A 23498-nucleotide genomic window follows, 5' to 3' on the forward strand; every position below is an offset into this window, starting at 1 on the left:
ACACATGCGGAACTGGATCCTGCACGTCGACCTCGACCAGTTCATCGCCGCCGTCGAGCTCCTCCGCCACCCCGAGCTCCGCGGCAAACCCGTCATCGTCGGCGGCACAGGAGACCCCGACCAGCCCCGCACCGTCGCCGCCACCGCCACCTACGAGGCCCGCGAACACGGCGTCCACTCCGGCATGCCCCTCCGCACCGCCCGCGGACGCTGCCCCGACGCCGTCTTCCTGCCCACCGACCCGCCCGCCTACGAAGCCGCCTCAGAACGCGTCATGGCCGTCCTGCGCGAATTTCCCGTACTCGTCGAAATCTGGGGCTGGGACGAAGCCTTCCTCGGCACCACCACCGACGACCCGGAAGCCCTCGCCGCCGACCTCCAGCACGCCGTCCACACCCGCACCGGCCTCACCTGCTCCGTCGGCATCGGCGACAACAAACACCAGGCCAAACTCGCCTCAGCCTTCGCCAAACCCGCCGGAGTCCACCGCCTCACCAGCGAAAACTGGGCCGAGACGATGAACCACCGCCCCACCGACGCCCTGTGGGGCATCGGCGCCAGGATCTCCAAGAAACTCGCCGCACTCGGCCACCACACCGTCGCCGAACTGGCCGCCGCCGATCCCGCCGACCTCGCCCGCCACTTCGGCCCCACCAACGGCCCCTGGTACCGCTACCTCGCCCTCGGCAAAGGCGAAGCCGAAGTCGTCACCACACCCTGGATCGCCCGCGGCCACAGCCGCGAGACCACCTTCCCCCACGACGTCACCGACCCCGGCGACCTCACCCGCCACCTCACCGACCTCGCCCACCACGTCACCCGCGACGCCATCGAAGCCGGCCGCGACATCACCCGCGTCACCGTCAAAGTCCGCTACAGCCCGTTCCTGACCCGCACCCGCCAGACCAAGCTCCCCGCCCCCACCACCGACCCCGACGCCATCACCCGGACGGCCCTCACCATCCTCGGCCGATTCACCCTCGACCGCCCCGTCCGCCTCATCGGCATCGCCATCGAATACACGATGCCGGAAAAATAACCGCTAACCCACCCGCGCCACCACGGCATAGAACTCCGCCCGAAGCCCCTCCTCCGCCGCGACCGGCTCCAGCAGTTCCGCCTCCGTCACCTCGACCTCAGGTGATAAGCCCGCGTCGGCGCCACCGGCCCCGCCACACGCCCCTGAGGCGGCACCACGAACTCCGGCCAGAGCACCTCCGACTTCAGCGACACCGTGTTGTCACCGAAGTGGCCGAGCCCGTTGTCGCAGTTGAAACAGAGCACGCCCCGGACCAGGCCGGTGGCGTGACAGTGATCGACGAACACCCCGGGAACGACCTGGCAGATGGCGCAGAGCCCGCCCTGACGGGCGAGCATGCGCTCGAAGTCGTCCTCGGTGATGCCGTAACGGCGCTTCAGGTGATAGTTGCGTGTACTGCCGTGATTCTTGGCGCGGTTTTCCCGCATGACCTCGTTGTGACACGACTTGTAGTAATCAGTGAGGCCATCCTTCTGCGACCTGTTCTTACCGAAGTCGGCAACCACTTGATCTCCGAGCACCGAGGACGGTGCTTCTGCCCCTCAGGCACCTCAACCCGCTCACGCACGGACTTGCCCTGCCGCTCCTTACGCTTGCGGTAGCTCTCCACGTGACGCCGCTGGAAGCGGCTTCTGCAATATCGCGCCGGCCCGTCGGGCAGGCGCTTATTGCGCCCGAACGCGGAGACCTCTTTCTCCTCCCCGCATTCGGGACACCGCTCGACCCCGTCCGGCGCCTCCACAACCCTCCCCTTCCTAGCGATGTCCGATTTATTCCCTATTGTCCGCCCTTCTGGACGTACGACCTGACAAATTCCTCTGCGTTCTCTTCGAGAACTTCGTCGATTTCGTCCAGAATCGCGTCGACGTCGTCCGTGAGCTTCTCCTGCCGCTCCTGGACGTCCGGCTGCGCCGAGGCCTCGGTCTCCTCGACTTCGCTCTCGCGGCGACCGGCCTGCTTCTGCCCGCCGGTGTCTTTGGTTGCCATGTCCTACCTCCGCTTGGGGGACTGCCTCTAGCCCATATCTTCCCCGAACCGAGCGACATTTCGCGCCGAACGCCCAGCGATCTTGCCGGCTTGACTAGATAGCTTTGCTATCCAATAATGAACCTCCGCTCCTACAGGAGGTGCAGGATGTCCCCTTCGTCCCTGAGCACGGCAGGTGTGCTCCTCATCACAGTCCCACTGGTCGCCTTCGGCGGCATGTCGCTGCTGTCGTTCCTGATGAAGGACGTGCCCGGCTACCTGGACAATCCGGTCCGCCGCGGCCTGTGGCGCGCGGGTCACGCGCACGCGGGCGTGCTGGTGCTGTTCGCTCTGGTGGCGATGCTGTACGTGGATCAGGCGGCGCTGCCGGAGGCGCTCAAAGGCCTGACGAGGACGCTGCTGGTGGCGGCGCCGATTCTGATGCCGCTGGGGTTCTTCCTGTCGGTGGTGCGCCCGGGCGACACGAAGCCGAGCAGGCTGATCTGGCTGGTGCCGGCGGGCGGGGTGTGCCTGGCGGCGGGCACGCTGACGCTGGGGATCGGCCTGCTCTAGGGGTCATTCGCCGCCGGTGAGGGCGGCGACGAGGTCGGCGGCGGTGCGGCAGCGGTCGAAGAGTTCGCCGACGTGGGCCTTGGTGCCGCGGAGTGGCTCGAGGGTGGGTACGCGCTGGAGGGACTCGCGGCCGGGGATGTCGAAGATGACGGAGTCCCAGGAGGCGGCGGCGACGGCTTCGCTGTATTGGCGCAGGCATCGGCCGCGGAAGTAGGCGCGGGTGTCGGTGGGCGGGTTTTCGACGGCGCGCTGGACTTCGTCCTCGGTGACGAGGCGTTGCATGCGTCCGCGGGCGACGAGGCGGTTGTAGAGGCCGCGGTCGGGGCGGATGTCGGAGTATTGGAGGTCGACGAGCTGGAGTCTGGGGTGGGACCAGGCGAGGCCGTCGCGCGTGCGGTAGCCCTCGAGGAGTTCGAGTTTGGCGACCCAGTCGAGTTCGCGGGAGAGCTGCATGGGGTCTTCGGCGAGGCGGGTGAGGACGGATTCCCAGCGGTCGAGGATGTCCTTGTTCATCTCGTCTTGAGCGGTGCCGCGTTCTTCGACGTATTTGCGGGCCTGCTCGAGGTATTCCATCTGGAGCTGGACGGCGGTGAGCTTGCGGCCGTCGCGCATGGGGATCTCGTAGCGGCAGGCGGGGTCGTGGGAGACGGCCCTGAGTGCTTGTACGGGGTTTTCGACGGCGAGGTCGCGGGTGAGGAAGCCCTCTTCGATCATGGCGAGGACGAGGGCGGTGGAGCCGAGTTTGAGGTAGGTGGAGATCTCGCTCATGTTGGCGTCGCCGATGATGACGTGGAGGCGCCGGTATTTCTCCGGGTCGGCGTGGGGTTCGTCGCGGGTGTTGATGATGGGCCGCTTGAGCGTGGTTTCGAGGCCCACCTCGACTTCGAAGAAGTCGGCGCGCTGGCTGATCTGGAAGCCTTCGCCGCGGGAGTCCTGGCCGATGCCGACTTTGCCGGCGCCGACGACGACCTGGCGGGAGACGAAGAAGGGGGTGAGGTGGCGGACGATGTCGGCGAAGGGGGTGGCGCGCCGCATGAGGTAGTTCTCGTGGCAGCCGTAGGAGGCGCCTTTGGCGTCGGTGTTGTTCTTGTAGAGCTGGATGGGGGCGTTGGAGGGGATGGCGGACGCCCGGGTGGCGGCGTCGTACATCACTCTTTCGCCGGCTTTGTCCCAGATGACGGCGGCCCGGGGGTTGGTGCATTCGGGCGAGCTGTATTCGGGGTGGGCGTGGTCGACGTAGAGCCTGGCTCCGTTGGTGAGAATGACGTTGGCCAGGCCAAGGTCCTCGTCGGTGAGCTGGCTGGGGTCGGCGACCTCGCGGGCGAGGTCGAAGCCTCGCGCGTCGCGGAGGGGGTTCTCCTCTTCGAAGTCCCATCGTGCTCTGCGCGCGCGGGCCGCCGAGGCGGCCAGGTAGGCGTTCACCACCTGTGAGGAGGTCACCATCGCGTTGGCGCCTGGCTGACCTGGTACGGAGATGCCGTACTCGGTCTCGATGCCCATCACCCGACGCACCGTCATGCAACACCCTCTGTTCGTCCGGGTCTGTCTATCCGCCGTTTATATGCCCGAGCCTATGCCCTTCACAGTGCCCCGAGGCCACAGAGTTATGGCACCGACGCCTTTTCCACCTGTACGGCGGGAGCTGATGGGGTTTGTGTTGATCTGCGGGGCTTGAGTAGCCGCTGGATGGGGCGTTCGGCAAAGGAGTAGACGAGATACGACACCGCGATGGCGGCCAATGTGGTCACGGTGGCGACCGCCCAGGGGGGCAGGTCCCCGGTGAGCACCGGGATGAGGGCCACGGCGATGACGCTATGGAACAGGTAAAGCGGGTATGTAACGCCGCCGAGCGCGGTGAGGACTTTGGAGGATTTGAGCCGGAGCACGCCGAGGGCCATGAGCGCCATGAGGGCGAAGATCAGCGTGATGGTGATGATCACGCCGAGGTCGGTGACGGGCATGTTCTTGAACCCGGCGCCCTCGATGCGACGGTGCACGCGGCCGAGCGCGGAGTGCAGGGAAAGGCCGTACGCGGCGGCGACGTAGAGCCAGGGCAGCCAGGAACTCCCGTGTTTGTGGATGAGATAGAGGGCCATGCCGGCGATGAAGTAGGGGGCGTAGTCGGGCATGACGGTCTCGTGGACGAGCGCGCTGTCGAGCAGCTCGTGGTGTTCGAGGAGTTTGACGGCCCCGGCGGCGGCCAGCCAGACGCCGGCGAAGACGAGGACGCGCCCGTACGTGACGCCGACGATCACCAGGATGGCCATGAGCAGGTAGAAGCGCAGCTCGGCCCAGAGCGACCAGTAGACGCCGCTGGCGTCGGTGACCTTGAACAGCCGCTGGAACATGGTGGCGTTCAGCAGGTAGTCGCCTGGTGAAAGTTTTGGATCGAGCGCCTTGGCGCCGGTGAGGCCGTAGAGGGCGGCGACGGCGGCGAGGCTGAGCCAGTACGCGGGGTAGAGGCGGACGAGCCGGGAGCGGGCGAACGCGCCGAGGCCGCGCCCCCAGACGCTCATGAGGATGACGAATCCGCTGATGATGAAGAACAGTTCGACGCCAAGGATGCCGAGTCCCGCGATGGGCGCCAGGGCGGGGAAGAGCTCGGCGGGCCGGTCACCCCAGACGGACGCGTACGCGATCAGGTAGTGGAAGGCGACGACGGCCAAGGCCGCGAGGAAGCGCAGGAGGTCGAGTTCGGCCAACCGGCCGTCCCCCCGGGCGTGTTTCGGCCGGTTGGGTGGATGCACGCCCCTTTGACGTAGCTCTGATCACTTTGGTTCCACCGGTCCCTCTGTTCCCACCAGTAACACGCGAGAGGTGTCGTCGAGGGCGAGGGCGGTGCGGGCGGCGGGGCTGAGGGCGAGCAGTCCGGCGGCTCCGGCGGCACCGCAGCCGGACAGGGCGACGCCGCGGCCGGCGAGCAGGGCGGCGGCCGCGGCGGCCTGATCGTCGGTGATGGTGAGGTAGAGGTCGGCGAGGCGGTGCAGGAGGCGGTGGGCGATGAGGGAGGGTTCGCGGCAGTCGAGCCGGCCGAGTGTGGTGGGGGCGCCCTGGACGCGGACGGGGGTGCCGGCGCGGGCGCTCTCGATGAGGCAGGGGGCGCCTTCCGGTTCGACGACGACGATCCTGGGCCGTTCGCCCCAGCGGTCGCGTACGTATCCGGCGGCCGCCGCGGCCAGCCCCCCGACACCGGCCTGCACGAAGACGTGCGTGGGGGTGTCGGTGAGTTCGTCGAACAGGACGCTGTAGCCGCGCATGACGTCCAGCGGGACGTCGGTGTAGCCCTCCCATGAGCTGTCGGCGACGAGCCGCCAGCCGCGCTCCTGAGCGGCTCTCAGGGCGGCGGCCATGCTGGCGTCGTAGTCGCCGCCGTCGCGCCGCACCCGGGCGCCGAGCGCGCGCAGCCGCTGCGCGAACTCCTCGGGTACGCCGTCACTGAGGTAGACGAAGCATTCCACGCCCGCTTCGGCGGCTCCTGAGGCGACGGACAGGCCGTGGTTGCCGGCGCTGGCGCAGACGAACGGGGTGCCGCCGCCGTCCCGTCCGGCGAGCAGGTGGACGGCGTACGCGCCGCCGAGCGCCTTGAAGCTGCCCAGCCCCATCCGGCCGCTCTCATCCTTGACGTACGCGGCCCGTGTCCCGCCGAGCCCGGGGAGGGTGTGGACGGGCGTGGGCCGGTAGGCGGGGCGCCCGGCGAAGTGGGCGCGGGCCCGGCGGGCGTGCCCGATCCCGATGAGCGCGCGGTCGTGCGCGGTGTACGGGGCGCGGGCGGGGTTGAGGTACTCCATGATCGCCATGCTAGGCGTGGGGTCAGGACCGGTCGCGGGCGGCGGCGACGGCGGCCTGGCCGAGGCTGACGCCGCCGTCGTTGGGCGGCACGCGCTGGTGCCTGAGGACCCGGAACCCGGCCGTCCGCAGCCGGCCGACGGTGCGTTCGAGCAGCAGGAGGTTCTGGAAGACGCCGCCGGACAGGGCGACGGCGGTCAGGCCGGTGGACTGCCGCAGGATGACGCAGGAGCGGGTGATGGCGTCGGCGACGCCGTGGTGGAAGCGCCCGGCGATCAGGCGGCCGTCCACGCCGGCGGCCAGGTCGTCGGCGGCGGCGCGGACCAGGTCGCCGCCCTCGACGACGAGCGGGCCCCGGGTGGTGATGGTGGCGCGGTAGGCGCCGGGCTCGGAGGGGTCGGCGTGCTGTTCGAGCTCGATGGCGGCCTGCCCGTCGTACGTGATCTTGTCGCGGACGCCGAGGAGCGCGGAGACGGCGTCGAAGAGGCGGCCGGCGCTGGAGGTGAGGGGCGAGTCGAGGCCGCCGGCGGCGAGGCCGAGCACGTCGGCCCAGCGGTCGGCGTTGCGTTTGACGACTTCGAGGCCGGGGTGGTCGTCGCCCAGGTAGGCGGCGGCCATGCGCCAGGGCTGCCGGATGGCGGCGGTGCCGCCGGGCATGGGGATCTGGGCGAGGTGGCCGAGCCGTTCGAAGGAGACGAGGTCGGCGCGGAGGAACTCGCCGCCCCACAGGGTGCCGTCGGCGCCGTGGCCGAGCCCGTCGAAGGCGACGCCGATCACCGGCCCGGGGTCGCCGTTGTCGGCGAGGCAGGAGGCGATGTGGGCGTGGTGGTGCTGGACGCCGACGAGTTCGACGCCGGGGAGTTCGAGGGCGTGCTTGGTGGACAGGTATTCGGGGTGCAGGTCGTGGGCGACGACCTCCGGGCTCAGGCCGAACAGCCCGCAGTAGTGGTCGACGCCTTCGACGAACGAGCGCAGCGTCTCGTAGTTCTCCAGGTCGCCGATGTGCTGGGAGACGAAGGCGCGATGGCCGTGGGCCAGGCAGAAGGTGCTCTTGAGCTCGGCGCCGCAGGCGAGGACGGGCCGGGGCGCGGGGGCGCGCAGGGCGAGCGGCTCGGGCGCGTAGCCGCGGGCGCGGCGCAGGAGGGTCGCCTGGCCGGCCATGGTGCGCACGACGGAGTCGTCGGTGCGCGTGTGGATGCCGCGGTCGTGGATGAGGAAGGCGTCGGCGACGCCGCTGAGCCGGGTGAGGGCGTCGGCGTCCTCGTACGCGATGGGCTCGTCGGAGACGTTGCCGCTGGTCAGGACCATGGGCTGGCCGAGCTCGGCCAGCAGGAGATGGTGCAGCGGCGTGTACGGCAGCATGAGCCCGAGGCTGCGGTTGCCGGGCGCGACGGAGGGCGCGACGGCGGGGGCGACGGCGGGGGCGGCAGCGGGGACGGCAGCGGGGACGGCGGCAGGGCTCTCCGCGAGGCGGGGCAGCAGCACGATGGGCCGGGCGCGGCCGGTGAGCAGGGCGGCGGCGTGCTCGTCGACCTCGCACAGCCGCCGGGCCTGCGCGAGGTCGGCCACCATGACGGCGAACGGCTTCTCCTCGCGGTGCTTGCGCCCGCGCAGCGCGGCGGCGGCGCGTTCGTTGGAGGCGGCCACGGCCAGGTGGAAGCCACCGAGGCCCTTGACGGCCAGGACGCGCCCGGCGCGCAGCAGGGTGGCGGCGCAGGCGATGGGATCGCCGCACAGTTCGGTGCCGCGCGCGTCGCGCAACCGCAGCCGGGGGCCGCAGTCGGGGCAGCAGGTGGCCTGGGCGTGGTAGCGGCGGTCGCCGGGGTCGTCGTATTCGCGGGCGCAGGCGGCGCACATGCCGTAGCCGGCCATGGTGGTGAGCAGCCGGTCGTAGGGGACGCCGCGCACGATGGTGAAGCGGGGGCCGCAGTTGGTGCAGTTGATGAACGGGTAGCGGTGGCGGCGGTCGGCCGGGTCGTACAGCTCGCGCAGGCAGTCGTCGCAGGTGGCGGTGTCGGCGGAGACGAGGGCGCGGCGCGGCCCCGCGGGGTCGCTGGCGGCGATGGTGAAGCCGCTGTGGCCGGCGGGCGCGGCGCTGACGATGGTGACCCGCTCGATCTCGGACAGGGCGGGGGCGTCGCGTTCGAGGGCGGTCAGGAACTCCTCGACGCCGTCGAGCGCGCCCTCGATCTGGATGTGCACGCCGTTGACGTCGTTGCGCACGTGCCCGGCCAGGCCCAGCCGGTTGGCGAGCGTGTAGACGAAGGGGCGGAAGCCCACCCCCTGGACGATGCCTTCGACGTGCACGTCGACCCGTTTGAGCGTGGTCACAGGCCCAGTGTGCGCCTCATCGGGGTGACGTGCATGCGTATCGGCCGTGTCGGGACGTGTCGCCGCGCGGGAAAAGGCGGGAGGGCCGCGCGGGGTTCGTCCGCGCGGCCCTCCCGTCCGGGATGTTTACAGGTATTGACCGGTGTTGGCGACCGTGTCGATGGACCGGCCGGCCTCGGTGCCCTGCTTGCCGGAGACGAGCGTGCGGATGTAGACGATCCGCTCGCCCTTCTTGCCGGAGATGCGGGCCCAGTCGTCGGGGTTGGTGGTGTTGGGCAGGTCCTCGTTCTCGGAGAACTCGTCCACGCAGGCCGTGAGCAGGTGCTGCACCCGCAGGCCCTTCTGGCCGCTTTCGAGGAACTGCTTGATGGCCATCTTCTTGCCCCGGTCGACGATGTTCTGGATCATCGCGCCGGAGTTGAAGTCCTTGAAGTAGAGGACTTCCTTGTCGCCGTTGGCGTAGGTCACCTCGAGGAAGCGGTTCTCTTCGCTCTCGGTGTACATGCGCTCGACGACGCTCTGGATCATGCCCAGGATGGTGCCCTCACGGGAGTCGCTGTGCTCCGCCAGGTCATCCGGGTGCAGCGGGAGATCGGAGACCAGGTACTTGGAGAAGATATCCTTGGCCGCCTCGGCGTCCGGCCGCTCGATCTTGATCTTGACGTCCAGGCGGCCGGGCCGCAGGATCGCCGGGTCGATCATGTCCTCGCGGTTGGAGGCGCCGATGACGATGACGTTCTCCAGGCCCTCGACGCCGTCGATCTCCGACAGCAGCTGAGGAACGATGGTGTTCTCCACGTCGGAGGACACGCCGGAGCCTCGAGTGCGGAAGATCGAGTCCATCTCGTCGAAGAACACGATCACCGGGGTGCCCTCTGAGGCCTTCTCGCGGGCCCGCTGGAAGACCAGGCGGATGTGCCGCTCGGTCTCGCCGACGTACTTGTTGAGCAGCTCCGGGCCCTTGATGTTGAGGAAGAAGCTCTTGCCGGACTGGCCGGTCTTCTCCGCGACCTGCTTGGCCAGGGAGTTGGCCACGGCCTTGGCGATGAGCGTCTTTCCGCAGCCGGGCGGGCCGTAGAGCAGCACGCCCTTCGGGGGACGGAGCTTGTGCTCGCGGAACAGGTCGGCGTGCAGGTAGGGCAGCTCGATGGCGTCCCTGATCTGCTCGATCTGCCGCATGAGGCCGCCGATCTCCTCGTAGGAGATGTCGGGGACCTCTTCGAGCACGAGTTCTTCGACTTCGGACTTGGGTATGCGCTCGTAGACGTAGCCGGAGCGAGGTTCGAGCAGGAGCGAGTCGCCGGCCCTGATGGGCTGGCCGACCAGCGACTCGGCCAGTCGCACGACGCGCTCTTCGTCGGCGTGCGAGATGACCAGGGCCCGCTTGCCCTCGTCGAGCAGTTCTTTGAGCATCACGATCTCGCCGACCTCTTCGTAGCCGAGTGCCTCGACCACGTTGAGCGCCTCGTTGAGCATGACCTCCTGGCCACGCCGCAGCGAGTCGACGTCGACGGCCGGGCTGACGTTCACCCGCAGCTTGCGGCCGCCGGTGAACACCTCGATCGTGCCGTCTTCTCTGGCCTCGAGGAAGGTGCCGAAGCCGGATGGCGGCTGCGCCAGCCGGTCGACCTCCTCCTTGAGAGCGACGATTTGGTCCCGGGCCTCCTTGAGTGTGGCGACCAGGCGCTCGTTCTGGCCGGTCACGGCCGCGAGATTCGCCTGTGCCTCATGGAGACGCTCTTCGAGGACCCTGGCCTGACGGGGTGACTCGGCCAGCTTCCGCCTCAGCGCGGTGATCTCCTCCTGGAGGAAGGAGACCTGTGTTGAAAGATCAGCGACCTCCCGTTCGCGCTGCGCGGCTCGAGCCTCAGCATCATCGCGAGCTGCCACGCCCCGTCACCTCCTTCCCAGTCGAGGGCGACTACTAAGGACCTTACCTATCTCGGGCCCCTCCGTAACCTGGCCGGGCAGTGTTCGTCGAGTGACATTCAGTATTCGTTGAATAATCCCCAATAGTGCGTTTAATACTCCCAGCATATGAACACGGCGATCTGTTCCCGTGTCACGCACGAACGCACCCTCGTGGCCAAATTGTCATAGTTCCTCGGTGGTCCCCTTCGGTCGTCGGCGGCGCGGCGGCGGCGTCACGCCGTCGGCCATGCGGCGGGCGCTGACGAGGAAACCGGTGTGGCCGATCATCCGATGATCGGGTCTTACCGCGAGCCCTTCGACATGCCAGTCGCGAACCAGGGTCTCCCACGCATGCGGCTCGGTGAAACACCCGTGATCGCGAATGGCCTCCACGGTCTTCGACATCTGCGTGGTCGTGGCCACGTAACAGCAGATCACGCCGCCCGGCGTGAGGGCCTTGGCGGCGGCGTCGACGCACTCCCAGGGGGCCAGCATGTCGAGGATGACGCGGTCGACGTCGACCTCGTCGATCGAGGTCACGAGGTCGCCGACGACCAGGCGCCAGTTGTCGTCCATCGGGCCGCCGTAGAACTTCTCGACGTTCTTGCTCGCCACGTCGGCGAACTCCTGGCGGCGCTCGTAGGAGGTGACGTGGCCCTCGGGGCCGACGGCGCGCAGCAGGAAGCAGGTCAGCGCGCCGGAGCCGACGCCGGCCTCGATCACGCGGGCGCCGGGGAAGATGTCGGCCATGCCGACGATCATCGAGGCGTCCTTGGGGTAGATCACGGCCGCGCCGCGCGGCATGGCGAGCGTGTAGTCCTGCAGCAGGTGACGGAAGGCGAGATACGGGGTATTGCCGGAGGAACGCACGACCGAGCCTTCCGGCTGCCCGATCAGCTCACTGTGCGGGATGGCGCCCTTGTGGGTGTGGAAGACGCCGTCCTCTTTGAGCGTGATCGTGTGGCGCTTGTTCTTGGGGTCGGTGAGCTGCACCTGATCGCCCACCTGGAAAGGCCCATGCCTGCGGAAACCCATGGCGGCAAGGTTATAGGGCTTTCGGGCGCGTCCGGACGCGCGATATCTATGGGGGATGCTCCCGCGCGACATGATCTCCACCGGCGCTCTGATCCTGAGACCTCTGGCCGAGGCGGACGCCGGGGAGCTGGCGCGGATGTGCGACGACCCGGTGAGCGCGCGGTTCATGCCGCTGCTGCCGCGGCCGTTCCTGCTGGAGCACGCGCTCGACTACGTGCGGGGTGCCGCCGAGCGGTGGGAGAGCGGCGGGGCGACGTTCGCGATCACCCGCGAGGGGCGGTTCGCCGGTCTGGTCACGGTACGTCCGCCGGACCACTGGGACGTCGCCGAGCTGGGCTACCTGGTGGCGCCGTGGGCACGGGGCGGGGGCGTGGCCTCGACGGCGGCGCGGGCGATCACCGACTGGCTGTTCGACCACGGGGTGCGCCGGGTCCAGCTGGAGGCCGAGGTGGAGAACGTGGCGAGCCTGCGGGTGGCGTACAAGGCGGGCTTTCACGAGGAGGGGCGCAGGCGGGAGGCCAAGCGGCTGCGTGACGGGCGGTTCGCCGACTTCGTGGTGTTCGGCCGGCTCAAGGGGGATCTCGCCGGGCCCGTGGAGCCGTACCTGCCGTTCTTCGAGGGCGGGGAGCTGTCCGACGGCGTGGTCCGGCTGGTGCCGCTGGCTCTGGAGGACGCGGAGCACTTCAACCGGATGCTGGCCGAGCCGAGCGTGGCGGCGTTCTCGATGGCGGAGACCACGACACTGGCCGACGACGAGCGGCGCTGCCGCTACACCGGCTACTGGTGGGCCTCGGGACAGCGGATCGAGCTGGCGGTCAGGGACGCGGCGTCGGGGGCGTTCGCGGGGCATCTGCAGCTGAGGCAGGTCGTCCCGGTGGTGGGGCAGGCGATGATCGGCTATTCGCTGGTGCCGGCGTTCCGTGGCAAGGGGTACATGTCGCGGGCGGTCGGCCTGCTGACCGACTGGGCGTTCGCGCACACCGGCCTGCACCGGATCGTGGCGGGGACCGACGTGGCGAACAAGGCGTCGCAGGCGGTGCTGGAACGGGCGGGGTTCCGGCGGGAGGGCGTGCACCGTGAGCTGTTCCCGAGGCCGGACGGCACACGGGCCGACGAGGTGGTGTGGGCGCGGCTGCGGCCCTCCTAGCACGGCCCTCCCAGCACGCCCCTCCCAGCACGGCCCTCCCAGCCCTGGCCGTGCCGCCCGCTCCTAGCCGTCCCGGTGACGGATGTACGGCAGAGCGGACACGAAGGTACGGCGGCACGGGCACGGCACGAGCGCGGGGACCTGCGACGGCCGTGCTCCCGGCGCCAAGACCCACAATTCCGATTTCCTGTTGAGGGCTAGTCAAGGGCGGCGTCGGGGGCGATAGTCAGGGCACCCGCACTTGAGTGTCGCGCGATCGGGCCGCGCGATCTCGCCCCTCCGCCTTGAGGGATCACCGCGATGCCTTACAACCGTGTCGATACCGCCATGCGTGAACTCATCACCTCGTTCTCCTGCCTTCAGGCGGTGGAGCTGGCCGAGCGGCTCGCGCATACCGCGGCCGCCGTCGCCGGCACCGCCTACGCGGGGTTCGTGCGGGTGGATCCGCTCCGCCAGGAGGCGTGCTCCGTCCATGTGCACGCGCCGCCCGGGGATCCCCTGCGGGTGCGGCCGTGGCTGGCCGAGTCGGGGGTGCTGAAGGAACTGGCGGCGAGTTCGGTGACGGTACGGCTGGCGCGCGACGTCACGGTGGGCGAGCCGGGTTTCCTGGCCACTCCCGTGCCGATGGCGGCGCGGGACCACACGTTCGTGTGGGTGGCGGGGCGGGGGTTCGGGGAGGGTGACGAGCATCTGCTGAGCCGGTTCGCGACGGCGGCGGGGCGGGCGCTGGAGGCGGCGAGCGGGCTGGAGGCGGCGGTGCGCCTGTTACGGGGCGTACGGGCTTTCCGACCGGTCTAGCCTTCCCCGGCTCTTTCCCTACAGACCGAATCCCCGGGAACAGGACACCCCCTTACCGCATCCCTTTTCCCGAAATATCCCCCACGCTCCCCTATTCTTCCGGCCTCCGCTTCCCGAAAAACCTTCCCCAATTCCCGAGTAAAGCCACAAATTCCGGATATCTCGCGAGTAGGCGTAATACAACTTTCTCCGCGCCTTCCCCATGCTCCGAACCCCCGCCCCTGCCGACCTTCCCGGCCCCCGCTCGCCTCCGCCCCACGCCTCCGAAATCTTGACAACTGATCCGACTCCATGCCCCCGTACCTGTGTCCGTCTTTCTCCCCTGGCGGGACTTGGGCGCGTAAATAAGTGATCACCTGCGTGCCCGCCGGGCGTTCGTGGGGCAACATCACCCGATATGCCCTCATCTCGTGCGATATGCGCAGGACCCGGCCGTACGAGGCGGCCCCCGACGGAGTAACGTGACCGTCCGTGAGGGTGCTGATCATCGGTGGGAGCGGCTTTCTGGGCGGCGAACTCGTACGGGTCTGCGCGGCGGCGGGCCACCAGGTGGCCGCCACCTACCTGACCCACCCCGGCCCCTCCCCCGCCGGGCCCGGAGCACCCGAGGGACACCCGGCGGCCGAACCGATCCAGCGTGGGGAACGCCGCCCTGGGGGGAATCCGCACGGTTCCGAGGTGACGTGGCTGCCTTTGGACGTGCGGTCGCGCGACGACGTGACCGCCCTGCTCGGCTCGCATCGGCCGGACGTGACGATCAACACCGCGTACCGTCAGAACGATTGGGCGATCACGGCGGACGGCGGCGCGCACGTGGCCGTGGCCGTCGCCGGGGCGGGCGGGCGTCTGGTGCACGTCTCCAGCGACGCCGTCTTCTCGGGCGCGGACGTCCGCTACGACGAGACGTGCCCGCCCGACCCCATCAGCCCGTACGGGGCGGCCAAGGCGGCGGCGGAGACGGCCGTACGGGCCGTCCTGCCGGGGGCCGCGATCGTCAGAACGTCCCTGATCGTCGGGCACGGCAGATCGGGCCACGAGGCCATGGTGCGGTCACTGGCGACGGGACGCGGTGCGGGGGTGCTGTTCACGGACGACGTACGCTGTCCCGTGCACGTCGACGACCTGGCGGAGGCGCTGCTGGAGATCGCGATCGGCGAACACCCGGGGGTTCACCACGTGGCGGGGGCCGACGCCGTGAGCCGCCACGAGCTTGGCGTCCTCATCGCCCGCCGGGACGGCCTCGACGAAGCCCGCCTCCCCACCGGCCGCCGCGCCGACCTCGGCGTCCCTGGCCCGCTCGACGTCCGCCTGGACTGCACGGCCACACGGCGACGCCTCAGGACCAGACTGCGCGGCGCCCGAGAGTTCCTGACCCGCCCGGGCTGACCGGCCAGAGCGACCGAGCAGGGGCGGATGGTATTCGCGGTTCGGTGCGAGGGCGCGTCCACGCCTGAAAAGGCCGACGCCCGCGTCCCCATCCCGGGACGCGGGCGTTCGTGCCGGGGGCTAGCCCCGGTGGGCCTCGAAGCGGAGGGTGCGGGAGACGCCGACGCGGACCGTGGTGCCCGGGGCGATCGTCACCGGCTCGTTCGGTGGGATGTCGTAGAAGTTGGGGTCGCCGGGCGGCTGGATCTGGGTGCCGTTGACCGAGCCCAGGTCGACCAGGTTGACGTCCCAGCCGTCCAGGGCCACCCGCAGGTGGCGGCGGGAGACCGAGCCGTCGGGACTGGTGACCTTGGCGGGCCTGGCGGTGCCGCCGGCCACCTCCGGGGCACGCTCCGGGTCGCGGCCCAGCAGGTAGTCGCTCTCCAGGGGCAGCGCCGTCCCGTCGTCCAGGACGAGGACGCCCAGTGACGGGCGCGGGCCCTTGTAGGGGACGAGGGTGCGCTGGACCAGGGCGATGCCGCAGACCGCGCAGTAGGGCACCCGGGGGTCGTTGAAGTGGTCGTTCTTGCAGTCGACGCCGTAGACGAGCGGGCGGTCGCCGTGGTCGGCCTGCTGGTCCTGCTGCTGCTGAGGCTGCGGCGGGGGCTGGGGCGGGCCGGGGTGGTCGTAATGGTCGGGCGGGCCGAGCAGCGGGGGCGCGGGCTGGTCGTAGTGGTCGGGCGGGCCCATGTGCTGCTGCAGTTGCTGGTCGGCGCCGTTGGCCGAGGGCGGCGGCTCGTCGTAGGACGGGAACTGCTGCTGCTCCGGCAGGGGTGGCGGCTGGTCCTGCGGCGGCAGGTAGGGGGGCTGCTCCTGGAGGTAGGAGGGCTCCTGCAGGTAGGGGGGCTGGTCAGAAGGCGTGTGGTAGGGCGGCTGGTCCGACGGGGTGTGGTAGGACGGCTGCTCCACCGGCTGCGGGCCTGAGGGCGGGCCGGGGGTGATCGGCGGCTGGTCGGCCAGCGGGTAGGGCGGGCGCTCCACGGGCTGCGGCGCCGACGGGCGCTCCACGGGCGGGCGCTCCACCGGCGCGGGCGGCTGGATCAGGTCGGCCTCGATGTGGAAGGCCGTGGCGGGCATCTCGCTGGTCAGCGGCCTCGACGGCGCCGGCGCCGAGGCGGGCTGGTCGCCGGGCAGTGGCCTGGACGGCGCCGGGGCGGCGGAGGGCTGGTCGGAGAAGTCGCCGATGAGGCCGCCGCCGTGCACCACGCCGCCTTCGAAGCGGACCGCGGGGTGGGGGCTGCCGGCGCCGGGCAGGCTCAGCTCGACGCGCTCGACGGGGCCGGTGACGAGGCGGTCGGCCCAGGTGAGCGAGTCGCTGCCGGCCAGCCGCGTCTCGCCGCCCTGGCTGCCGATGGTGGCCGCGGCCGAGCCGCTGACCAGGACGGCGACGCCGCCGCCGACGGGGCCCGCGACCGCGCACGTGGCCGGGTCGCCCGCCATGTTGGCCGCCAGCACCTGCGCGGCGCGGCGGGCCAGCGCCCTGCCGTCGCCGCCGGAGGCGGCCGTGTCGCGCAGCGCGTCGAGCAGGTCGCCGGCGGCGGACTCGTCGGCGGCGCACACGAGCAGCAGCCCGCCCATGTAGGCGACCAGCCCGTTTCCAGGAAGCGGACGCACCACTCCGAAGCCTTGGGCGGTCATGCGTCCTCCCTCATGACGACCGTGCTGCGCTCATCGGTGCCCTCGCTGCGCTCGGTCACTCAACTCTCCTCCCCGGAAGCCGGCGTTATTACGGCACCCGCACTGCCGTGCTGGCCACCAGCCATACGCATACCCAGACGAAGTGGCCGCGCCGCGGCCGTCTCGTCTCGATTCGGTGAACCGGTGGACCGCAACAAAACCCCTTAACCCGTGCAAGTTTGGCCAAACAGCACACTATCGGCCAGTCGTCGCATCGCAGAAATCGCCGGGATCAAGCCCGGCCCACCCGAAACTGCTGGACACGACCCTATCCGGGGGCCGCGGCTTAAACGAGTGGGACAAATCAGACGCCACTGAAAACCCTGTTCACATCGGCCGTGGCGAGCACCCCGTAGATCTCGCCGTTGTCCTCGACGAGCAGGTATTCGCTGCCCGGAGCCGCCCGCATCGCGTCGATGAGCGGCTCGCCCGTCAGGCCGGCCGCCAGGACCATGGTGGGTTCGAGGGTCTTGGCGAGAGAGGCGACGTTCACCCAGGGGCGGCGGTGCTCCGGGGTGGCCTGGACGGCGGACTCGTTGACGATCGCGACCGGCTTGCCCTCGTGGTCGACCACCACCATGGCGCCCGCCCGGCCCTCGCCGGCCTGACGCAGCGCCTCGGCCAGCGGCGTCTCGGCGCTCACCGGGATGGCCCTGCGGGCCAGGGCGCGCGCGTTCACCTGGGGGATCTTCGCCCGGATCTTGGCCACGCGCAGCGACTGGGTGGCGCCCATCCAGATGAACGAGGCCAGCACCAGCGGCCACACCAGGTCGGTGAACATGAACTCCTGCCCGCCGGCCAGCGCGGTGGCCAGCGGGAACACCACGAGCAGCACCGCCAGCACCCGCCCGCCCCAGGCGGCCACGATGGTGCCGGAGCCGGGGTTCCTGGTCACCTTCCACACGCCGGCGCGCAGCATCCTGCCGCCGTCGAGCGGCAGCCCCGGCAGCAGGTTGAAGACGCCGACGATGAGGTTGGACACCCACAGCTGCCAGATGAGCACTTCGGGGATGCCGCCGTCGTTGATCACGTACGTGTTGAGCGCCAGGCCGAGCCCGGCCAGCCCGAGGGAGAGCGCCGGCCCCGCGGCCGCGACCATGAACTCCTTGCCCGGCGTGGGCGGCTCCTTCTCGATCTCGGAGACGCCGCCGAGCAGGTAGAGGGTGATCCTGCGCACCGGCAGGCCGTACCACTTGGCCAGGACGCTGTGGGCCAGCTCGTGCAGCAGCACCGAGACGTAGAGCAGCACCGCGAAGACGAACGCGACCGCGTACGCCACTGTGCTGTCGAGCTCGGGCAGCATCTGCCGCACCCGTGGCCCGAACATCAGCGTGATGAACGCGGCCACGATGAACCAGGTCCACGAGACGTAAACTGGAATGCCGAACGGCTTCCCCATCCGAAGACCGGAGAACTCCTGCCGCGGGCTCTGCTCGCTCACCGCACTCCTTGAACGTCCATTACGTGCTGTTGCTGCCTTGATGCTACGCGCCGGATCACGTGATCCTCGTTCCGCGGGAGTTATTCTGTCGGGGTCTTGACCTAGAGTGCGGTGCATGACGTTGACCGAACCGGTGATCATAGGAGCTCTCTCCCCTTCCCGGGCGGGCGACTTCATGACATGTCCCCTGCTCTACCGCTTCCGGGTGATCGACCAGTTGCCCGAGAAACCGTCGCAGGCGGCGGTGCGCGGCACGGTGGTGCACGCGGTCCTGGAGCGCCTCTACGACCTGCCCGCCCCGCGGCGCTCGGTGCAGGCGGCGCTGGAGCTGCTGGAGCCGCAGTGGGGGCGGCTGCTGGCCGAGGACCCGCAATACGGCGAGATGTTCGCCGACGAGGCGGAGCAGGCGGAGTGGCTGACGCAGGCGCGCGGCATGCTGGAGCGCTACTTCACGCTGGAGGACCCGACGCGGCTGGAGCCGGCCGAGCGCGAGCTCTACGTGGAGGCGGTGCTCGACGGCGGGCTGATGCTGCGCGGCTACGTCGACCGGCTCGACGTGGCGCCGACCGGCGAGGTCCGGGTGGTCGACTACAAGACGGGCAGCGCGCCGGGGCCCGACTTCGAGGCCAAGGCGCTGTTCCAGATGAAGTTCTACGCGCTGGTGCTGTGGCGGCTGCGCGGGCAGGTGCCGCGGCTGCTGCAGCTCGTCTATCTGGGCGGCAAGGGCGAAGTGCTGCGCTACGCGCCCGACGAGGCCGACCTGCTGGCCACCGAGCGCAAGGTGATGGCGCTCTGGGCGGCGATCGAGCGGTCGCTGGAGACGGGTGAGTGGCGGGCGCGCCGGACGCGGCTGTGCGACTGGTGCGATCACCAGGCGCTGTGCCCGGAGTTCGGCGGCACCCCGCCGCCGGTGCCGGATCGGCAGCCGGGCGACACCGTGCGCAGCACCCGGGCCGACGCCCAAGCCGCCCAGAGCCAGGACGGCGCTCAAGGCCAGGCGGGCCGGCGTTCGGCGACCGATGAGCTCTGACCAGGCGCAGACCCTCTAATCCTCCCGAGGGAGGAGGTTGCGGGCTCTCACCTGGTCCTACAGTGAAACGGTGCGCATCGACCGGACCAGGCTCCACGACACGGTTCTCGCCGGAATGGTGGCCGCTGCCTCGATGGCGCTGTTCGTGCTCTACGGGCCCGACCGGCTGCAGGCCGAGGGGCTGCCGGTGGACGGCATGCGGGCGCCCGACCCGTTCGGCGCGCTGCTGGTGCTGCTGGTCTGCGCGCCGATCGCGGTGCGCCGCAGCCGGCCGCTGACGGCCCTGTGCGCGGGCCTGGTGCCGGAGACGCTGCTCAGCTCGTTCGGCTACGGCACGGGCATGTCGAGCCTGGCCGTGCTGGTGCTGCTCTACTCGGTGGCCTTCCACCGGGGGCTGGCGATGGCGCTGGGGGCGCTCGGGTTCACGCTGGCGGCCTATGTGCTGGGCGTGCTGGCGGGGCCGCTGCGGGGAGACGGCTGGGACGAGCACGTGGTGACGGCCGTGGTGCTGGTGGCGGTGTGGGGGGCGGGGCGGAGCCTGCGGCTGCGCCGGGCATATCTGGAGGAGCTGAAGGACCGGGCGGCCCGGATGGAGCGGGCGCACGCCGCCGACACGCGGGCCGCGCGGGCCGAGGAGCGCTCCAGGATCGCCCGCGAGCTGCACGACGTCGTCGCGCACCACGTGAGCGTGATGACGGTGCAGGCCGCGGCGGCGCGGCGGGTGCTGGCCTCCGACCCCGACCTGGCGCGCGAGGCGCTGTCGGCGATCGAGCACACGGGCCGGCTGGCGATGACGGAGATGCGCAGCATCGTCGGCGTGCTGCGCACGGACACGCGCGCCGAGCTGGGGCCCCAGCCGGGGGTGCCGGATCTGCCGGCCCTGGTGGAGCAGATGCGGGAGGCGGGGCTGCCCACGCGGCTGCTGGTCGAGGGCGAGGTACGCCCGCTGCCCGCTGGGGTCGACCTGGCCGCCTACCGGCTGGTCCAGGAGGGGCTGACGAACAGCCTGCGGCACGCGGGCGCGGGGGCGAAGGCGGTGGTGACGGTCCGGCACGGTTCGCGCGAGCTGGACGTACGGGTGGAGGACGACGGGCGGGGCGCGGCGGAGGAGTCCAGACGGACCGGGCATGGCCTGGTGGGCATTCGCGAGCGGGTGGCACTCTATGGTGGAATCCTGAACATCGGTCCGCTACCGGGGGGCGGCTTCGAAGTGCGGGCCAGGTTCCCGTTGAAGGACGGCCAATGACGATCAGAGTGCTGCTGGTGGACGACCAGCCGCTGCTGCGTACCGGATTCCGCCTGATCCTCGAGGCCGAGCCCGACATCACGGTGGTGGGCCAGGCCGGCGACGGCAAAGGGGCGCAGGAGCAGACCAGGGCGCTGCTGCCCGACGTGGTGCTGATGGACATCCGGATGCCCGGGGTCGACGGCATCGAGGCGACCCGCAGGATCGTGCGGGAGGCGGCGCCGACGGCTCATGTGCCGAAGGTGCTGGTGCTGACGACGTTCGACCTCGACGAGTACATCGTGGAGGCGCTGCGGTCGGGGGCGTCGGGGTTCCTGCTGAAGGACGTGCCACCCGACGAGCTGGTGCAGGCGATCCGGGTGGTGGCGGCCGGTGACGCGATCGTGGCGCCCAGCGTGACGCGGCGGCTGCTGGACAGGTTCGCGACGCGGCTGCCGTCGGCGTACGAGCAGGCCGCTCCGGCGCGGCTCGACCGGCTGACCGAGCGGGAGCTGGAGGTGCTGCGGCTGATCGCCAAGGGCATGTCCAACGCGGAGATCGCGGCCAAGCTCGTGGTGAGCGAGACGACGGTCAAGACGCACGTGGGCAACGTGCTGACCAAACTGGGGCTGCGCGACCGCGTGCAGGCCGTGGTGCTGGCCTACGAGACGGGGCTGATCACGCCGGGCGCCTTATCCTGAACGACATGGCTGCGGCCCGCCCGGGGGTTCCCGGGCGGGCCGCACGCATGTCCGGCCATGCCTGGCAGGGCGGACCTGTCCGCCTGAGCCGCCCAGCCGGGCCGGGCATGGCCGATCGGCCGACCCAGCCGGGCCTCTCCGATCAGCCGGCCCAGGTGGGCGTGTTCCGGTCAGCCCGTCTTGGCCTTGGTGGTGGCGGTCTCGGGGGCGTTCTCCGGGAAGTGGCAGGCGACCTGGTGGCCGCTGGCCAGCTCCTCCAGCGGCGGCTCGACCTGCTTGCAGATCTCCTGCGCCTTCCAGCAGCGGGTGTGGAAGCGGCAGGCGGGCGGCGGGTTGAGCGGGCTGGGCACGTCGCCGGTCAGCCGGATGCGCTCGCGGTCCCTGCGCACCTTCGGGTCGGGCACGGGCACGGCCGACAGGAGCGCGTTGGTGTACGGGTGCATCGGCGAGCTGTACAGACTCTTGCGGTCGGCGACCTCGACGATCTTGCCGAGGTACATGACCGCGACCCGGTCACTGATGTGCCGCACCACCGACAGGTCGTGGGCGATCACGACGTAGGTCAGGTCCAGTTCGTTCTGCAGGTCTTCCAGCAGGTTGACGACCTGGGCCTGGATGGAGACGTCGAGCGCGGAGACCGGCTCGTCGGCGATGATCAGCTTGGGCTTGAGCGCGAGGGTGCGGGCGATGCCGATGCGCTGCCGCTGCCCGCCGGAGAACTCGTGCGGGTAGCGGTTGTAGTGCTCGGGGTTGAGGCCCACGAGCTCCAGGATGTCCTGGACGGCCTTCTTGACGCCGTGCTCGGTCTGCACGCCCTGGATGCGGAACGGGGCGCCGACGATGGCGCCGACCGTGTGCCGCGGGTTCAGCGACGAGTAGGGGTCCTGGAAGATCATCTGCATGTCGCGGCGCAGCGGGCGGAGTTTGCCCTGGCCCATGTGGGTGATGTCCTGGCCCTCGAACACGACCTTGCCGCCCGTGGGCTCCAGCAGCCTGGTGACCAGCCGTCCCGTGGTGGACTTGCCGCAGCCCGACTCCCCCACCAGGCCGAGCGTCTCGCCCTTGAACACGTCGAAGCTGATCCCGTCGACCGCCTTGACGGCGCCGACCTGCCTTTTGAGCAGGCCCTTCGTCACGGGGAAGTGCTTCTCCAGGTTCTGCACGGAAAGAAGCAGCTCGTTCTCGGTCACTGAGTCTCCAGGACTGGCTTGATCTCGTTCTCCCACAGGCTCTGCCGCTCGGCCCGGTCCATGTGGCAGCGCACCAGGTGGCCGCCCTCGGTCTCGGCGAGCGCCGGCACCTCGGTCTGCGCCTTGCCGTCCGTGCGCTCGGCGTACGGGCAGCGGGGGTGGAAGGCACAGCCCGGCGGCACGTTGATCAGGGACGGCGGGGAGCCCTTGATCGGCATCAGCCGTTCGGTGCGCTCGCGGTCGAGGCGGGGCATGGAGCCCAGCAGGCCCCAGGTGTAGGGGTGCTCGGGCCGGTAGAAGACGTCGTCGGCGGAGCCGTACTCGACGCATTTGCCGCCGTACATGACGAGGATGTCGTCGGACAACTCGGCCACCACGCCCAGGTCGTGCGTGATGATGATCAGCGCGGAGTTGAACTCGCGCTGCAGGTCGCGCATGAGGTCGAGGATCTGGGCCTGGACGGTCACGTCGAGCGCGGTGGTCGGCTCGTCGGCGATGAGCAGTTCGGGGTCGCACGAGAGCGCCATCGCGATCATGGCGCGCTGGCGCATGCCGCCGGAGAACTCGTGCGGGTAGCTGTCGACGCGCCTGGCCGGCTCGGGGATGCCGACGCGGCCGAGCATGTCGATGGCGTGCTTGCGGGCGACCTGCTTGGAGACGGCGTGGTGGATGCGGTACGCCTCGATGATCTGGTGGCCGACCGTGTAGTAGGGGTGCATCGAGGACAGCGGATCCTGGAAGATCATCGCCATCTTCTTGCCGCGCAGCCTGCGTACGTGCTCGGCGGAGGCGCCGTTGAGCTCCTCACCGTCGAGCCAGATCTCGCCGGAGATCCTGGCCCGGCCGCCCTTGTGCAGGCCGAGCACGCCGAGGCTGGTGACGCTCTTGCCGGAGCCCGACTCGCCCACGATGCCGAGGGTCTTGCCGCGTTCGACGCCGAACGACAGCCCGTCCACGGATTTGACCAGGCCGTCGTCGGTCGGGAAATGGATCTTCAGGTCCTTGACGTCAAGGAAGCTCACGACAACCTCACCCTCGGGTCGACCACGGCGTACAGGAGGTCGACGATCAGGCTCGCGACCACCACGAAGGCGGCGGCGACCAGCACGACGCCCATGACCTGCGGCAGGTCCTGGTTCCTGATGGCCAGGATGGCGAACTGGCCGAGCCCGGGCAGAGTATAGGTCGTCTCGGTGAGAACGGCGCCACCGATGAGCAGGCCG

General features: G+C 70.2%; 21 protein-coding genes. 8 read left to right on the plus strand and 13 right to left on the minus strand.

The genetic code is table 11. The annotated features are described in order from the left end of the window. The first annotated feature begins 4 nt into the window (after positions 1–4). Positions 5–1039: a DNA polymerase IV gene (locus C4V41_RS49315; protein ID WP_103962994.1), complete on the plus strand. Its 1035-nt coding sequence runs from the start codon at positions 5–7 to the stop codon at positions 1037–1039. Between the two features lie 86 nt (positions 1040–1125). On the opposite strand, the gene C4V41_RS49320 is transcribed toward C4V41_RS49315, so the two are convergent. Both C4V41_RS49320 and C4V41_RS49325 read right to left on the minus strand, forming a co-directional pair. Beyond that, positions 1126–1467, minus strand: coding sequence for an endonuclease VII domain-containing protein (locus C4V41_RS49320; RefSeq protein ID WP_146104083.1), 342 nt, complete (start codon positions 1465–1467; stop codon positions 1126–1128). 349 nt (positions 1468–1816) lie between these two features. Continuing rightward, complete coding sequence (locus C4V41_RS49325) at positions 1817–2026, minus strand: ubiquitin-like protein Pup (RefSeq protein ID WP_103962996.1); 210 nt, start codon at positions 2024–2026, stop codon at positions 1817–1819. Positions 2027–2173: 147 nt separating this feature from the next. Here C4V41_RS49325 and C4V41_RS49330 point away from each other — a divergent pair, with 147 nt between their 5' ends. Beyond that, positions 2174–2578, plus strand: coding sequence for a hypothetical protein (locus tag C4V41_RS49330; protein WP_103962997.1), 405 nt, complete (start codon positions 2174–2176; stop codon positions 2576–2578). A gap of 3 nt (positions 2579–2581) precedes the next feature. On the opposite strand, the gene dop is transcribed toward C4V41_RS49330, so the two are convergent. From dop to C4V41_RS49360, 6 genes are all read right to left on the minus strand, one after another. Continuing rightward, positions 2582–4096 carry a depupylase/deamidase Dop gene (dop, locus tag C4V41_RS49335; RefSeq protein WP_103962998.1) on the minus strand — a complete coding sequence of 505 codons (1515 nt, stop codon included), beginning with the start codon at positions 4094–4096 and terminating at the stop codon, positions 2582–2584. 86 nt (positions 4097–4182) lie between these two features. Then, a complete protein-coding gene (locus C4V41_RS49340) occupies positions 4183–5280 on the minus strand; it encodes an acyltransferase family protein (protein WP_235030868.1) in 1098 nt (365 codons plus the stop codon). A gap of 66 nt (positions 5281–5346) precedes the next feature. Next, positions 5347–6366: a pyridoxal-phosphate dependent enzyme gene (locus C4V41_RS49345; RefSeq protein WP_103963025.1), complete on the minus strand. Its 1020-nt coding sequence runs from the start codon at positions 6364–6366 to the stop codon at positions 5347–5349. 22 nt (positions 6367–6388) lie between these two features. Next, positions 6389–8695, minus strand: coding sequence for a carbamoyltransferase HypF (gene hypF / locus C4V41_RS49350; RefSeq protein WP_103963000.1), 2307 nt, complete (start codon positions 8693–8695; stop codon positions 6389–6391). 126 nt (positions 8696–8821) lie between these two features. Further along, positions 8822–10585: a proteasome ATPase gene (gene arc / locus C4V41_RS49355; protein ID WP_103963001.1), complete on the minus strand. Its 1764-nt coding sequence runs from the start codon at positions 10583–10585 to the stop codon at positions 8822–8824. Positions 10586–10789: 204 nt separating this feature from the next. Next, positions 10790–11641 carry a tRNA (adenine-N1)-methyltransferase gene (locus C4V41_RS49360; RefSeq protein ID WP_103963002.1) on the minus strand — a complete coding sequence of 284 codons (852 nt, stop codon included), beginning with the start codon at positions 11639–11641 and terminating at the stop codon, positions 10790–10792. 55 nt (positions 11642–11696) lie between these two features. Here C4V41_RS49360 and C4V41_RS49365 point away from each other — a divergent pair, with 55 nt between their 5' ends. From C4V41_RS49365 to C4V41_RS49375, 3 genes are all read left to right on the plus strand, one after another. Next, complete coding sequence (locus tag C4V41_RS49365) at positions 11697–12788, plus strand: GNAT family N-acetyltransferase (protein ID WP_235030869.1); 1092 nt, start codon at positions 11697–11699, stop codon at positions 12786–12788. 327 nt (positions 12789–13115) lie between these two features. Continuing rightward, positions 13116–13586: a hypothetical protein gene (locus tag C4V41_RS49370; protein ID WP_146104084.1), complete on the plus strand. Its 471-nt coding sequence runs from the start codon at positions 13116–13118 to the stop codon at positions 13584–13586. A 471-nt stretch (positions 13587–14057) separates the two neighbouring features. Then, positions 14058–14972 carry an SDR family oxidoreductase gene (locus tag C4V41_RS49375; protein ID WP_103963004.1) on the plus strand — a complete coding sequence of 305 codons (915 nt, stop codon included), beginning with the start codon at positions 14058–14060 and terminating at the stop codon, positions 14970–14972. Between the two features lie 120 nt (positions 14973–15092). Here C4V41_RS49375 and C4V41_RS49380 read toward each other — a convergent pair whose 3' ends face one another. Together C4V41_RS49380 and C4V41_RS49385 are read right to left on the minus strand one after the other, a co-directional pair. Next, complete coding sequence (locus C4V41_RS49380; RefSeq protein WP_103963005.1) at positions 15093–16649, minus strand: FHA domain-containing protein; 1557 nt, start codon at positions 16647–16649, stop codon at positions 15093–15095. Positions 16650–16992: 343 nt separating this feature from the next. After that, positions 16993–18129 (minus strand): site-2 protease family protein, encoded by a 1137-nt coding sequence (locus C4V41_RS49385; protein ID WP_103963006.1) that lies wholly within the window; start codon positions 18127–18129, stop codon positions 16993–16995. 115 nt (positions 18130–18244) lie between these two features. Here C4V41_RS49385 and C4V41_RS49390 point away from each other — a divergent pair, with 115 nt between their 5' ends. The 3 genes from C4V41_RS49390 to C4V41_RS49400 all read left to right on the plus strand — a co-directional run bounded on the left by C4V41_RS49390 (position 18245) and on the right by C4V41_RS49400 (position 21085). Continuing rightward, positions 18245–19159 carry a RecB family exonuclease gene (locus C4V41_RS49390; protein WP_103963007.1) on the plus strand — a complete coding sequence of 305 codons (915 nt, stop codon included), beginning with the start codon at positions 18245–18247 and terminating at the stop codon, positions 19157–19159. 70 nt (positions 19160–19229) lie between these two features. Then, complete coding sequence (locus C4V41_RS49395; RefSeq protein ID WP_103963008.1) at positions 19230–20405, plus strand: sensor histidine kinase; 1176 nt, start codon at positions 19230–19232, stop codon at positions 20403–20405. Further along, entirely contained in the window at positions 20402–21085 is a 684-nt protein-coding gene (locus C4V41_RS49400; protein ID WP_103963009.1) for a response regulator, read from the plus strand. The genes C4V41_RS49395 and C4V41_RS49400 overlap by 4 nt, the downstream gene beginning before the upstream one ends. A gap of 170 nt (positions 21086–21255) precedes the next feature. Here C4V41_RS49400 and C4V41_RS49405 read toward each other — a convergent pair whose 3' ends face one another. From C4V41_RS49405 to C4V41_RS49415, 3 genes are all read right to left on the minus strand, one after another. Further along, on the minus strand, positions 21256–22275 hold the full coding sequence (locus C4V41_RS49405; RefSeq protein WP_146104085.1) for an ABC transporter ATP-binding protein: 1020 nt from the start codon (positions 22273–22275) through the stop codon (positions 21256–21258). Next, positions 22272–23297, minus strand: coding sequence for an ABC transporter ATP-binding protein (locus C4V41_RS49410; RefSeq protein ID WP_103963011.1), 1026 nt, complete (start codon positions 23295–23297; stop codon positions 22272–22274). The genes C4V41_RS49405 and C4V41_RS49410 overlap by 4 nt, the downstream gene beginning before the upstream one ends. Then, a partial coding sequence (locus tag C4V41_RS49415; RefSeq protein ID WP_146104086.1) for an ABC transporter permease subunit occupies positions 23294–23498 on the minus strand: 205 nt, incomplete at its 5' end. The genes C4V41_RS49415 and C4V41_RS49410, both read right to left, overlap by 4 nt.

The sequence above is a fragment of the Nonomuraea solani genome, from assembly GCF_900108335.1.
Classification (GTDB): domain Bacteria; phylum Actinomycetota; class Actinomycetes; order Streptosporangiales; family Streptosporangiaceae; genus Nonomuraea; species Nonomuraea solani.